14 protein-coding genes are annotated in these 13,162 nt (G+C 68.2%); 10 read left to right on the plus strand and 4 right to left on the minus strand.

Features of this window, described 5'->3' with window-relative positions; translation table 11 throughout:
- The first annotated feature begins 38 nt into the window (after positions 1-38).
- Positions 39-1,829: a penicillin-binding transpeptidase domain-containing protein gene (locus ACFWUR_RS10680; RefSeq protein WP_378905161.1), complete on the plus strand. Its 1,791-nt coding sequence runs from the start codon at positions 39-41 to the stop codon at positions 1,827-1,829.
- Between the two features lie 24 nt (positions 1,830-1,853).
- Here the strand turns inward: ACFWUR_RS10680 and ACFWUR_RS10685 are convergent, their stop codons facing one another.
- Together ACFWUR_RS10685 and ACFWUR_RS10690 are read right to left on the minus strand one after the other, a co-directional pair.
- Positions 1,854-2,054: a hypothetical protein gene (locus tag ACFWUR_RS10685; RefSeq protein WP_378905164.1), complete on the minus strand. Its 201-nt coding sequence runs from the start codon at positions 2,052-2,054 to the stop codon at positions 1,854-1,856.
- A 266-nt stretch (positions 2,055-2,320) separates the two neighbouring features.
- A complete protein-coding gene (locus tag ACFWUR_RS10690; RefSeq protein ID WP_378905167.1) occupies positions 2,321-2,818 on the minus strand; it encodes a peroxynitrite isomerase in 498 nt (165 codons plus the stop codon).
- 114 nt (positions 2,819-2,932) lie between these two features.
- Here ACFWUR_RS10690 and ACFWUR_RS10695 point away from each other — a divergent pair, with 114 nt between their 5' ends.
- The 5 genes from ACFWUR_RS10695 (at position 2,933) to ACFWUR_RS10715 (ending at position 7,736) form a co-directional block, all read left to right on the plus strand.
- Entirely contained in the window at positions 2,933-4,279 is a 1,347-nt protein-coding gene (locus ACFWUR_RS10695; RefSeq protein WP_378905170.1) for a TIGR03118 family protein, read from the plus strand.
- A 250-nt stretch (positions 4,280-4,529) separates the two neighbouring features.
- On the plus strand, positions 4,530-4,973 hold the full coding sequence (locus ACFWUR_RS10700) for a hypothetical protein (protein WP_378905173.1): 444 nt from the start codon (positions 4,530-4,532) through the stop codon (positions 4,971-4,973).
- A 215-nt stretch (positions 4,974-5,188) separates the two neighbouring features.
- Positions 5,189-6,064, plus strand: coding sequence for a thioesterase domain-containing protein (locus ACFWUR_RS10705; protein ID WP_378905176.1), 876 nt, complete (start codon positions 5,189-5,191; stop codon positions 6,062-6,064).
- Between the two features lie 44 nt (positions 6,065-6,108).
- Positions 6,109-6,930 (plus strand): ABC transporter permease, encoded by an 822-nt coding sequence (locus ACFWUR_RS10710; protein ID WP_378905180.1) that lies wholly within the window; start codon positions 6,109-6,111, stop codon positions 6,928-6,930.
- A complete protein-coding gene (locus ACFWUR_RS10715; protein ID WP_378905183.1) occupies positions 6,927-7,736 on the plus strand; it encodes an ABC transporter permease in 810 nt (269 codons plus the stop codon). Before ACFWUR_RS10710 ends, ACFWUR_RS10715 begins: the two co-directional genes overlap by 4 nt.
- On the opposite strand, the gene ACFWUR_RS10720 is transcribed toward ACFWUR_RS10715, so the two are convergent.
- Positions 7,730-8,608 carry a helix-turn-helix domain-containing protein gene (locus ACFWUR_RS10720; RefSeq protein ID WP_378905186.1) on the minus strand — a complete coding sequence of 293 codons (879 nt, stop codon included), beginning with the start codon at positions 8,606-8,608 and terminating at the stop codon, positions 7,730-7,732. The genes ACFWUR_RS10715 and ACFWUR_RS10720 overlap by 7 nt on opposite strands.
- Positions 8,609-9,006: 398 nt before the next feature.
- On the opposite strand from ACFWUR_RS10720, the gene ACFWUR_RS10725 reads away from it, so the two are divergent.
- A complete protein-coding gene (locus tag ACFWUR_RS10725; protein ID WP_101468584.1) occupies positions 9,007-9,366 on the plus strand; it encodes a DUF4254 domain-containing protein in 360 nt (119 codons plus the stop codon).
- 3 nt (positions 9,367-9,369) lie between these two features.
- Here the strand turns inward: ACFWUR_RS10725 and ACFWUR_RS10730 are convergent, their stop codons facing one another.
- Positions 9,370-10,092, minus strand: a complete 723-nt coding sequence (locus tag ACFWUR_RS10730; protein WP_378905189.1) for a GntR family transcriptional regulator — start codon at positions 10,090-10,092, stop codon at positions 9,370-9,372.
- Positions 10,093-10,188: 96 nt separating this feature from the next.
- Here ACFWUR_RS10730 and ACFWUR_RS10735 point away from each other — a divergent pair, with 96 nt between their 5' ends.
- From ACFWUR_RS10735 to ACFWUR_RS10745, 3 genes are all read left to right on the plus strand, one after another.
- A complete protein-coding gene (locus tag ACFWUR_RS10735) occupies positions 10,189-11,316 on the plus strand; it encodes a TIGR03364 family FAD-dependent oxidoreductase (protein ID WP_378905192.1) in 1,128 nt (375 codons plus the stop codon).
- 9 nt (positions 11,317-11,325) lie between these two features.
- Complete coding sequence (locus ACFWUR_RS10740; RefSeq protein WP_378905195.1) at positions 11,326-12,012, plus strand: phosphonatase-like hydrolase; 687 nt, start codon at positions 11,326-11,328, stop codon at positions 12,010-12,012.
- Between the two features lie 92 nt (positions 12,013-12,104).
- Positions 12,105-13,151 carry a 2-aminoethylphosphonate ABC transporter substrate-binding protein gene (locus ACFWUR_RS10745; RefSeq protein WP_378905198.1) on the plus strand — a complete coding sequence of 349 codons (1,047 nt, stop codon included), beginning with the start codon at positions 12,105-12,107 and terminating at the stop codon, positions 13,149-13,151.
- Positions 13,152-13,162 lie beyond the last annotated feature (11 nt).

The raw sequence follows: 13,162 nt of genomic DNA on the forward strand, positions 1-13,162 counted from the left end.
CGAGGTCAGCGGGCTCTTCGCCGCTACCATCGATGCCGATGAGGACACGGATGCTCACCACGTGCGCGGTGGCCGCCCTCGCCTTCGCGGCGACCGCCTGTTCGTCCGGCGCCCAGGGGCCGGTGCCCGCTGCCGACGCCTTCGCCGAGGCGTTCGCCGAGCACGATCTCACCGCGGCCGCGGCGTTGACCACCGCACCCGAGAAGGCAACAGCGGCACTGACTTCGACCTGGCAGGCGTTGCAGGCGGAGAAACTGTCGATCCGTACCGGTGACGCGCGTGTCAACGGTGACACCGCGACGGTCGACTACACCTACGAGTGGACCCTGCCCAAGGGGCGCCAGTGGACCTACTCCGGCGAACTGCAGATGGGCCGCAGCGACGGACGCTGGCTGGTTCGCTGGAGCTCCTCCGACATCCACCCGAAACTCGGCGACACCCAGAGCATGGAATTGCGTACCCGACCCGCGCCGCGGGCCAGGGTCAACGAGTCGGCGGGCAGCGACGTGCTGGTGCCGGGCAAGGTCTCGCGGGTGAAGTTCACCGTGGCCGACGCCCCCGACCCCAGCCGCGTCGCCGGTGCGCTCGCCGCGGCGCTGAGCCGCATCGACCCCGTCGCCTACACCCCGCAGACCATCCTCGCCTCGGCGCGCAGGACCGGTGGCGCGCACACCGTGATCCTGCTCAACGAATACGAGGCCGAGACCATCGGCGGCGAACTGATCGGTCTGCCCGGGGTGACACTGACCCAGGAGTGGGACATGGTGCCCACCGACCGCAAATTCGCGCCCGACCTGCTCACCCAGGTCCGCAAAACGGTGATCGCCGAGGTCGACGGGAAGGCGGGCTGGAGCGTGGTCACCCGCAATGCCGACGGCGCCGATCTCGCTGTGCTGCACGAGGAAGCGGCCGAACCCGCACCGTCGTTCGCGTTGAGCATCGATCGGTTCGTGCAGAATTCCGCCCAGCACGCCGTCGACCTGCGCACCGAGCAGACCATGATGGTGGTGCTGCGTCCGTCGTCGGGTGCGATCCTCGCGGTGGCCCAGAACAAGGCCGCCGACCGCGACGGCCCGGTGGCCACCAGTGGTCAGTATCCGCCGGGCTCGATCTTCAAGACGGTCACCGCCTCGGCGGCGATGGCGTCCGGGCTGGCCACCCCCGACACCGTGCTGCCCTGTCCCAGCAGCACCATCATCGGCGAACGCACCATCCCCAACTACAACATGTTCTCCGTCGGTGACGTGCCGATGGCGACCGCCTACGAGAGGTCGTGCAACACCACCTTCGCCAAGCTGGCGAGCAGGCTCGAACCCGACGCGCTCACCCAGGCAGCAGCCCGCCTCGGGATCGGCCAGGACTACCGGGTCGAGGGCCTGCCGACGATGTCGGGGTCGGTGCCCGAAGCCGAGGGCCTGGTGCAGCGCGCCGAGGACGGCATCGGTCAGGGCCGCGTGGTGGTGAGCCCGTTCGGGATGGCTGTGATGGCCGCGACAGTCGCCAACGGTGCCGCGCCGGTGCCGTATCTGATCACGGGCAGGCCGACGGAGGTCACCGGTGATCGGCCCGCGATCGCGCCGGAGGTGGTCGAGGGGCTGCGTTCGATGATGCGCATGGTGGTCACCGGCGGCACGGCCGAACGCATCAGAGATCAGGGCGAGGTCTACGGCAAGACCGGCGAGGCCGAGGTCGAGGGTGGATCGCACTCGTGGTTCATCGGCTATCGCGGCGACATCGCGTTCGCGACGCTGCTGGTGAAGGGCGGCAGTTCCGACAACGCGGTCGCCGTCACCCGGGACATGTTCGCCGCACTGCCCGCCGGCTACTGACCAGCCGGTCGAGCGGGCAGTGGATCAACCCTCGGGAGCAAGCAGGCCGCGCACCACCGCGAGCGAGGTGCTCTCGGTGTGGGATGACGCGGTGTCGTGCAGCACGTTGTAGCTGACGACGGGCTCGGGTGCTGCCCCGGTGGCCGCGGCGTCGAGGACGTCGATGGCGGCCGCGCCGCCGAGGATCATCCCCGCAGTGGTCAAGATCAGAGTGGAACGCCTCATTGTTTCGTCTCCCTCATTCAGGGTTTCGACGTGTTCGCGGGGCAACCGTTGGATTGTCTGAGGATTAACTGGTGTTCAACCGTAGAACGACGGTTACCGCGGCGACAGGCGGCGTCAGTAAGCGACACACAATTGTTGCCCTATGTGCGGGCGTGTTCGAACACAACTGCTACCGGGCCGTGATGGAAAAGTGAACTACCGGAATCGATCGCGTGAATGCGCTGATCAGAAGCGGTTCTGGGGTAAATTACCGCATTACATGTGACTCAGCCGCGTTGCAGAGTCGCGGCGAGGTGATGCTGTAAGGATTCGCCGACCGCCGCCATCCGCAACGTGTACTCGATCGTGTCGCCGGTGACATGGAAAGAGCGCCCGACCGCGGTAACCGGCTTTGCCGATTCGCTCAGTCCGATATTCGTCGAGTTCAATTCCAGTCGAATTCCGTCCACCGTTTCGGTGATCGTGCCCTCGCAGATCTCGGTGATGCCGGTCGGATGCGCGAGGACGAGTTCGACGCGGCCGGGCGCGGGGCTGCGCAGGTAGCCGGTCTCCGCGTGCAGCGGCCGACCGTCGGAGCCCGCCTTGGTCCGTTGCTTGTAGGTGAGGAACGGCCTGCCCAGGTGTCCGAAGGTGATCTCCTCGACGTAGTCGAAAGGCTCGATCGTCGGGTATTCGCCGTGTCCGCGTCCGCGCCAGGTGCCGAGGAGTGGGGCCAGGGCGGCGATCGCGGGGTGCGGGGCGATGGAGGGGGAGGGTTCGACCACGGCCGACAGCCTAGACCTGCGGATCCGATGACGGTCACGGCACGCCGTCGGACCGGTCACGCTAAGGTCAGGCTCGCCTGAACGCCGTCCGGCGGAAGGCCGAAAGGATAGAACGTGAACGGACATGTGAGGGGTGCCCGCGGGGTGCGGTCCGGGCTGGTGCGCGGTGCGGTACTCGGTGCGGCAGTGTTGCTCGCCGCGGCGTGCGCGAACACCGAGCCCTCGACCGACAACGTGGCCGCGTTGGACGGCAACCGCTACGGCCAGACCAACCTGGCCGCCGACAAGGACTCCTATCACGCCCAGTTCACGCTGCCCGGCATGGTCAACGCCTGGGGCTTGGCCGATCGTCCGAAGGGCGCCGGTGGGCACTTCTGGGTCGGCGCGGGCGGCAAGTCGTTCCAGTTCCTCGGGGACGTGCAGTCGTCCTCGGACCCCAAGCTGCAGAAGCTGACCCAGGACCAGCTCGAGGTCGTCGGCATCCCCGGCGCCGATGCCGACACCTCCGACAAGAGCATCGGCAAGGCCACCGGCGTCGTGTTCAATCCGGCGCCGATCAACTCGGACCTGTTCGTGGTGCGCGACCAGTGGGTCGATGTCGACGGCATGCCGATCCCGCTCGGCGGTTCCTCGCGCTTCATCTTCGCCACCGATTCGGGCAAGATCTCGGCCTGGACCGAGCAGGCCCCCGACGGCGCGATCGTGCGCCGCGACGGCGGCGCGAACCAGGTGTTCGACGGTTCCGGGCAGGGCATGGCCTTCTTCGGGATCGCGTTGGCCCCCTCGGGCGACAAGCTGTTGGCCGCCGATTTCGGCACCGACCCGCAGGTGCGCACCTTCGACAAGAACTGGCAGCCGGTCGCGACCACCGGTTTCGCCAACCCGTTCGCCACCGGTGACGTGATCGACCCCTCCACGCCCGAGAAGGGCAAGAAGGCTGTGCCCGGCGACCCGGCGCCGTTCAACATCACCACGCTCGGTAGCCGAGTGTTCGTGTCCTACGCCATAACTCAGCCCGACGAGGACGATCCGAAGGCATTCGACAAGGCCGAGGAAGTCTCGCTCGACGCCGACCAGGACAAGGCGTCGGGCGGCAAGCCCGACAAGGGCAAGGTCGCCGAGTTCGACGCCGCGGGCAAGCTGGTGCGCATCATCGACGACGGCGGCAGGCTCAACGCGCCCTGGGGCGTGGCGATCGCGCCGTCGAACTTCGGCGCGCTCTCGGGCAAGCTGCTGATCGGCAACTTCGGCGGCCTCGGTCGCGTGCTCGCCTACGACGACACCACCGGCACCTTCGTCGACTACCTGCGCGACAGTGCGGCGAAGCCGGTCGAGATCGACGGGCTGTGGGCGCTGATGTTCGGCAACGGCGAGAGCCTGGGGGATGCGAACGCGCTGTACTTCACCGCGGGCCCGCAGGACGAGAAGGACGGCCTGTTCGGAAGCCTGCGCGTGCAGTAGGAGCGACCCCGGCGGACAACTGAGGCGTTGCGGACAACCCGAATGTCCGGTGGGCAAACCGGCTCCGCCGGGGGCGTAGTAGGGGACAGTAGGTGGCGCGATGATTGCCGGGCGGGCGCGATCCGCGTCTGCCCGGTGCGTTCCGTCCGCACGCGATGACACCTCCACCGGGGTGTCGTGCCCGAGCCGGAGGTGTGTCAGATGAAGTTTTCCCGTGTTGACGTCGTCGGATCGACGGGGGAGCGGTGAAATGCGGCATTCGGCACGCGAGGCGATGCTGCCCGGTCGTGATGTGCTCCTGGCCGCCTTCCGAGGTTTGCCACACGATGACCACCCGCTACTCGATGCCGCGGGCGAACTGGCGCTGCTGCACCAGTTGCGCGAGCGAACTCCGGTGAGCGAGGCCGAGCACATCGACCGCCGCCGCGGCCAGCTGATGCGCGCGATCGACCGCTGGGTCATCCTCGCGGCTCCCGTGCCGCCCGCCGCGGCCGGCGAACACTGCGAAACCCTCGGCGGCCTGGTCGACCGCCTCGCCGAACACTGCACCCAGGCTTTCGTCGCCCTGGCAGGCGCCCCGGAGTCGGTCTTCTACGACGAATGGGTCCGCCTCGACGACCTCGCCGACAGCTACGAACGCCTGATCGACGACCTGTGGTCCGGTGTGTGCAGCCTGCCGTTGAACACCTATTGACGACCGAGCGAACCCACCAAGGGTGGTTTCGCCGCCACCTGGGTGGGTGAGACCGGGCCCCGGGGGTGGTGGGGTTCGGGGCCTTCGTCCGCGACAGTGGATCTCGCACCGTCTGTTGTCGGTGGGCGAAGGAGGTTCGAATGCGAGTTCGGTCAGTGGCGGGAGACCCCGAAAGCAGTGGGCCGCCGGATGTTTCGTACGACGTATCCTTTGTTGTGAGCACGCGCGATGATCCGGTCGACCTGCCGTCCGCTGGTGGGCGGACCGAGTGTTGTCCGGCGGAATCGCCCGTAGGCGAGCGCGCCGAGTCCGCGGCAACGGCGATCGTGCTGCCGATCCGCCCGCGCAGCACCGGTGTCGACGGCGCGCCGCTGTTCTGCCTGGCCGGTGAAGCGGCACTGGCCTGGAACTACGTCGGCCTGGTCGCCCACCTCGATCACCGGGTTCCGATCTACGGCCTGCAGGCCGGCGCCGAACCGCGCACGATCGGCGAGTACGCCGCCCGCTACCTCACCGAGATCCGCCGCATCGCCCCGCACGGGCCCTACCAGCTACTCGGTTGGTCGGTGGGCGGTGTCATCGCCCACGAACTCGCCGTCCGGCTCCGGGCGGCAGGCGAACACGTCCGCGTCGTCCTGCTCGCCACCGATGCCCCCGCGCCACTGACCGCCGACCGATTCGCGCCACTGCTCGGCGCCCCGAGCTGCGCCGCGCCGACCGACGCGAGCGCGACAGCCGCAGCCTCGACCGCCGCGGCGATCAACACCGCCCTGGCGGGAACGATCGACCTCACCGACAGCGATCTCACCCGACTCACCGAGATGAGCAACACGGCCGCGGGCATGCTGAACGGCCATCGACCCTCGTGGCTTCCCGGTGACCTGACCGTGTGCGTGGCGGGCCGCGACCTCGACGGCACCGATCGCCTCGATCCCGGTGCCACGGTGCGTCATTGGCGCCCCAATGTCGAGGGCGCGGTCACCGGCTACGTCCTGGACGCGACCCCCGACGAACTCACCGCACCCGATCTCCTTGCCGAAATCGCCCGAATTCTCGCGACCACCCCGTCCTCGGCGCGCACGACATGCTGACCGAGTTCCCCGGCACCACAGGGCGCATCGGCCACGATGGAAGGGTGCTGACCACCGACGAGCCTGTTCCCGACCGCTCGCCGCCGGTGGCGCTCACCCAGTGGGGGGTGCTCGCGCAACGCCTGATCCGCCCGGCCTGGCGCACCGGCGAGATCCTCACCGCCCTGCTCGCCCCCGCGGTGTTCACGATCGGCTTCTACGTCCCGCTCAACCTGGTGATGACCGTGTACGGGCACGGCCTGAGTAGTTACGCCCAATTCCTGATGCCGATGATCGTCATGCAGGCGGCGGCGTTCTGTGCCGTCACGGCCGCGTTCCGCTCCGCCACCGATGCCCGCGCCGGGCTCGACATCCGTTTCGCCACCCTGCCGATGCCGCGCTGGGTTCCCTTCGCGGCCAGGATCACCGCCGCCGCCCATCGCGCGGTGATCGCGGTTGCCGCCGCGCTCGGCTGCGGCGCTGTCATCGGTTTCCGTTTCTACGGGAGCTGGTGGCACACAGCGGGCTTTCTCGTGTTCGCCGTGCTGATCGCGACGGCGCTGTGCTGTGGCGCCGACCTGCTCGGCAGCCTGTCCGCCAGCCCCGAAGCCACGACCCAGCTCCTGGTACTGCCCCAGTTGATCTTCGGCATGGTGTCCACCGGATTCGCACCGGCGAATCAGTTTCCCGACTGGATCCAAGGTTTCGCCCGCAATCAGCCGGTCTCGCAGTTCGTCGAGTGTCTGCGCGCGCTGGCGGGTGATTCCACCGGCAACGCGGGGGCGGTGGACCTCGCGACGCTCGGCCCCGGGCTGGCCTGGGCGATCGGGATCCTGCTGGTCTGTGCCGGTCTGGCCTGGCGACACGCCGCGCGGCGGTCGGCATGACCGCCATCGCCATGCCGACGGTCATCCGCCGCACCGAGTCGTTGCGCATGCTGGTTCCGCAGACCGTGATCCAGACCAAGCGGCTGCTGACGCGCTGGGGGCGCGACCCGTTGACCGTGATGCAGGCCCTGTTCTTCCCGGCCCTGCTGCTGGTGATGTTGAACGCCGTCCTCGGCAAGCAGGTGTCGTCGTTCGCCGGAGCCGACGCACTCTACGGCTCGGTCCCGATGGTCTCCCTGGTCGGGGTGATGTCGGGCTCGCTCGCCGGAGCCGTCACCCTGGGCCGCGAGCGCGATGCCGGACTGCTGTCGCGATTCTGGGTACTGCCGGTCCATCGAGCATCGGGTCTGCTGTCGCGAGTCCTCGCCGAAGGTGTGCGAATCCTGCTGTGCACGCTGGTGATCTTCGCTGTCGGGATCGCGCTCGGTTTCCGCTTCACGCAGGGACCGTCGGCCGCGATCGCGCTGTTCACGATCCCGGTGCTGTACGGACTCGGGTTCGCGACCATGGTCACGGCGCTGGCCGTGTACACCGCGAAAGCCGCATTGGTGGAGGTCGTTTCGCTGGGTTCATCGATGCTGATGTTCTTCAGCACCGGTTTCGTCCCGCTCGCCGCCTATCCCGGCTGGGCCCGCCCGATCGTGGAGCACAACCCACTCACCCACGCCATCGACACCATGCGCGGGCTCTCGCTCGGCGGTCCCGTGCGCGAGCCACTGCTGGCCACCCTGGCCTGGTCTCTCGGTGCGATCGCGGTCTTCGCCCTCCCCGCCGCGATCGGTTTCCGCCGAGCCAGCCGCTACTGAGCGGCCGCGGACCGCGTGATCGCGTCCCGTGCTTCGGTGATCAGCTTCGCCGAGTCTCGCGGGCTCAACGCCATCGCCCGCAGCTGGTCGAAGATCACCCCGAATCGGCGGATCTCGGAGTGCCCCTCGACGAGGTCGTGCACCGACATACTTTCCACGTACACCAGTTCGGGGTCGACCGGATTGCGGAAGTCGAGCAGCGTGAACGACCCGGCCATTCCTGGGTGAGCGCCCGCGTCGAACGGAAGTACCTGCAGGATCACGTTCTTGCGCTTGGTCTCGTCGAGCAGCCGGTCGAGCTGACCCGCCATGGTCGCGGGGCCGCCGACCACCCTGCGGATCGCCGCCTCGTCCATCACCACCCACAACTCCAGCGGGTCGTCCTTGGTCAGGTTGATGGCGCGATCCATCCGCGCCTGTGCCCTGCTCTCCATCACCGACGCGTCCAGGCGTGGCATCGAGGTGTCGATGACGGCGGCGGCGTACTCGAAGGTCTGCAGCAGGCCGGGCACCGTCGAGGTCTGGTACTGCCTGGCCGACAACGCTTCCGCCTCGAAATTGATGTAATTCGCGTACACCTCCGACACCGCGCCTTCGTAAGGCCGGGACATGCCGGGTTTCAGTGCGTCGGTGAGCAGGCTGAGTGCTTCCTCGCGCATTTTGTCGTCCACCTGATACAGGTCGAGCATCGCGCCGAGAGTGCGGCGTTGTGGGCGCGCCTGAGCCATTTCGATCCGGTACAGCGTGGTGACGTTGATACCGGTTCGCGCGCTGACGTCTTCCTTGCTCAGCTGGGCGCTTTCACGTAACTCGCGCAACATGGCTGCGAGCCGGCGAAGCCGAACGGTCAGGGTCGTGCGCTTGCCTGCCATGAATCGCATTATTGCGCTGCGTGGCCGCGATGTCACGTGTTCGGCGAAGACAGCGACATAGGGGCTGCCATGGTGGACGGCGAGTCGGCGAGGCACGCCGGAAGGTCGTGCCGCACTGTGGATGTGACCACCGGTTCTGTCAGGGTGGCTTTACTGCAGGAGTGATAACGCAATCTTGCGTTTCGTCTTCTGAGCGAGCATGATCCAGTTAGCCTGGTTGCGAACAATCCGAACAGATGACCGGGATAACCGAATCGAGAGCCAATCATGTTGGTAGACAAATCTTGGGTGTCGGGTGAATTCGGGGCCGTGCGATGAGCGCGCCGGTGTTGGGGGTACTGCCGACCGCTCCGCAATTGTTGTGCGCATTTCAGGGGCGGCGTTTTCAAGATCGCGAATTGTTGCGGTCGGCGCACGCACTCGCTGAACTGCACGAACGACGGGGGCAGGTGCGTGACACGGCATTGATCGCCGAGATCGATTGCCGTCGAAGTGAACTCGTCGACGATATCAACGACTGGTGTGTCCAGGAGATCCCGTTGCACCGCAACGGCGCCTCGCTGCACACCGAAAGTCTCGGCGCGGTCGTCGACCGGATGGCGCGTAGCTGGGTGGATGCCAACCAGGCCATCGACATCGACGGCGCGCGCAGCGACAACACGCACAAGCACTGGTACCACCTGGCCGAACTGGTGGATGGTTACACAGATCTGGTCACCGATGTGGCGGGCGGTCGACGCAGGTTGCCCGAGCAGTAAGGGCTACGCCGGCTCCGGTGACAGCCTCGCCTCGAAGGCGATGCGGTCACCGCGGTAGAGCGAGCGGACTCGTTCCACGGGTGCGCCGTCGGCGTCGACACTGCGCCGGTGCAGCAGGAGCATCGGCAACGCGGTGGTGCATTCGAGCAGGCCCGCCTCGCGAGGGGCGGCGAGTACGGTTTCGATGCGTTCGCGCGCACCGGCGAGTTCGACGCCGGTGGCGCGGATCGCGGCGTACAGCGATGTGGTGGGGTCATAGCTGCCGCGCAGGGTGGCGAAGCGGTGCAGGGGCAGGTAGGTGCTCTCCAGCCCGACGCGTTCACCGTCGGCGAGCAGTACTCGTTCCAGATGCATCACCTCGGTGCCCAACTCCACCTCGAGGTCGGTGGCCGTCGCCGCGTCGGCGGCCACGTCCTCCCATGTCACCAGGATGCGGCCCGGGGTGCGGCCGAGGCTGATCGCGCCCTCGGTGTAGGAGCGCAGCGACAGCGGCTGGGTCAACTTGGGACGGGACACGACCGTGCCGCGGCCACGTCGGCGAATCCTGCCCTCCACCAACAGTTCTCGTAGCGCCTGTCGTACGGTCTCGCGGGCGACGCCGAAGCGGGTGGCGAGGTCGCGCTCCGAGGGCACCGGGTCGCCCTCGGTGAGATCGGCCAGGATCAGATCGATTTCGGTGCGAACCAGGAACACCTTCGGGACCCGGGTGGTGTGCGGTGAATCCATGCCGCCAGCGTACCCCGATTGGTCTATACCAAAAATTAACTTGCCGTTCGCGCGGCCCACACCTATCGGTCTAGACCATTTGCCACTATCGGTGGCATGCGATTGGTCATCATCGGCGGCGGGATCCTTGGCACCGCACACGCCTGGGCGGCGACAGGCCGCGGACACGAGGTCGTGCACCTCGAACGTGAACGCGAGGCGCGTGGCGCGACGGTGCGCAACTTCGGCCTGGTCTGGGTATCGGGCCGGGCGGCGAACGAGCTCGAGCTGACGCTGCGCTCGCGCGAGCTGTGGGAGGAGATCGGCGGCCGGGTCGCCGGCGTCGGCTTCCGGCCCGCCGGCTCGATCACCCTCGTCCGCACCCCCGCCGAACTCGCCGTCGCCGAAACCGCGGCTGCCGGTGACACCGCTGATGCTCGCGGATTCACCCTGCTCGATCCCGACCGGGTGCGCGCGATCAACCCGGCCTTGCGCGGCAAATACCTCGCGGGCCTGCACTGCTCGACCGATGCGGTGGTGGAGTCGCGCCACGCGCTGCCCGCGCTGCGCGCCCATATGGCGGCGAGGGGTCGCTACACCTTCCACGAGGGCACCGAGGCCCGCTCGGTGCTCGACACCGGGGCAGGTGCGGTGGTGGTCGACGATCACGGTCGCCGACACGTTGCCGATCTCGTCATCCACTGCCCCGGCGCCGCCCACTCGGGGCTCACCCGCGAGCTCGCAGGCGAACTACCGGTGCGCCGCGTGCGACTGCAGATGATGCAGACCGCCGCGCTCGGCGAATCGCTCACCACCGCGATCGCCGACGGCGACAGTTTCCGGTACTACCCGGGTTTCGCCGGCCCGCAGGTGGATTCGCTGGCCGCCGAGCAGTCCCAGACCGCCACCGCCGCCGAGCACAAGATGCAGTTGCTGTGCGTGCAGCGTCTGCACGGTGGCCTGACCATCGGCGACACCCACGAGTACACCGAGCCGTTCGCCTTCGACGTCGACGAAGCACCCTACGACCACCTCACCGAGGTGACCGAGGAACTACTCGGCCGCAAGTTGCCGCCGGTGGTGCGGCGCTGGGCGGGTGTGTACAGCCAGAGCGTCGATCCCGGCGCCGTCGTCACCCGGGTGCGGGCCGATACCCACGTCTGGGTCGTCACCGGCCCCGGCGGTCGCGGGATGACACTCGGCCCCGCCATCGGCGAGCAAACCGCCGACCAGATCGGACTGTGAGGACCACCTATGCCGGACAACAGGATTCAGCTCGCCGCCCTCGATATGGCAGGCACCACCGTCGCCGACGGCGGACTGGTGCTGCGCGCGTTCGAGAGCGCCGCCACCGCCGCCGGGATCGAGACCGAGGGCCCGCGCCGTGCACAGGCTCGCCGCTACGTGGTCGACACCATGGGCCAGTCCAAGATCGAGGTGTTCCGCGCGCTGCTCGACGGCGACGAGGCTGGCGCCCGCAATGCCAACCGCGCCTTCGAGACCGCCTACGACGCCCTGGTCGACGAGGCCGTGATCGCGCCGATCCCTGGTGCGGTGGAAGCGATCACCGCGCTGCGTGAAGCCGGTGTCCGAGTCGCGCTGACCACCGGATTCAGCCGGGGCACGCAGGACAAGCTCCTCGCCGCGCTGGGCTGGACCGACCTGGTCGACCTCACCCTCGCGCCGTCCGATGCCGGACGCGGACGCCCCTACCCCGACATGGTGCTGGCCGCCGCGCTGCGCCTCGGCGTCGACGCGGTCGACCGGATCGCCGTCCTCGGTGACACCACCAGCGACATCGCCACCGGCCTCGCCGCCGGTGCGGGCATTGTCGCGGGCACCCTCACCGGTGCGCACACCGCCGATCAACTGCGTGCCGCAGGCGCCACCCATGTCGTCGACTCCGTCGCCGAGTTCCCGGCGCTGGTGCTCGCCCACTGAAACCTGCCGTCGCGGTGCTCGCCGCGTCGTCGCCCTCCGATCCACCCGTCCCTGCGATTCCCCCGACGTCTGAAACGAAAGTTGCTGTCATCGTGCGTACTTCCCTCACCGCGCGCCGCCTGTCCAAGGCCGCGCTGCTGCTGGCCGGCGTCACCGCCGTCGCGTTCACCGGCGCCTGCGGTGGCACCGGTACCGAATCCGCGGACGGCAAAACCGTCACCGTGTACTCCGCCGACGGCGTCGGCGGCTGGTACAAGTCCCAGTTCGACGCGTTCACCGAGGAAACCGGCATCGCGGTCAACCTGGTCGAGGCGGGCTCCGGCGAGGTCGTCAACCGCGTCGACAAGGAGCAGTCCAACCCGCAGGCCGACATCGTCGTCACCCTGCCGCCGTTCATCCAGAAGGCCAAGCAGTCGGGCCTGCTGCAGCCCAGCGGTATCGACACCGCCGCTGTCCCGGCCGCGGCCAAGGACGCCGAGGGCACCTACGTGACCATGGCGAACAACTTCCTGTGCTTCATCGCCAACCCCGCCGTCGACGCCTCGGCGCTGACCTGGGAAGACCTGCTGAAGCCGGAGTACAAGGGCAAGCTGCAGTACTCCACCCCCGGCCAGGCCGGTGACGGCACCGCCGTGCTGGTGTTGTTGCAGCAGTTGCGCGGCAAGCAGGGTGCCCTCGACTACCTGAGGGCTCTGCAGGCCAACAATGTCGGCCCGTCGTCCTCGACCGGCAAGCTACAGGCCAAAGTCGACAAGGGCGAGCTGCTCATCGCCAACGGCGACGTGCAGATGAACCTGACCACGGTGAAGGAGAAGGGCTCCGAGTTCAACGTCTTCTTCCCGGCTGCCGACGGCAAGCGTTCCACCGTGGCCGTCCCGTACATGATGGGTCTGGCCAAGGGCGCCCCGCACAAGGACGACGCCACCGCGCTGATGAGCTTCCTGATGGCCCCGGCCGCGCAGGCGAAGCTGGGCCCCGACGCGTTCGCCGTGTCGCCCCGCACCGACGTGCCCGCCCCGGCCGATGGTGGTCCCGCCGCCGCGATGACGGGCGTCGAGGTGATTGCGGTCGACTGGAACAAGGTGCTGACCGAGCTGGACGCCGATGTCGCGGCGTACCAGAAGGCGACCGGCAGCTGAATTCGGCTGTG

It is taken from the genome of Nocardia sp. NPDC058633, assembly GCF_042717045.1.
In the GTDB taxonomy this organism is placed as follows: domain Bacteria; phylum Actinomycetota; class Actinomycetes; order Mycobacteriales; family Mycobacteriaceae; genus Nocardia.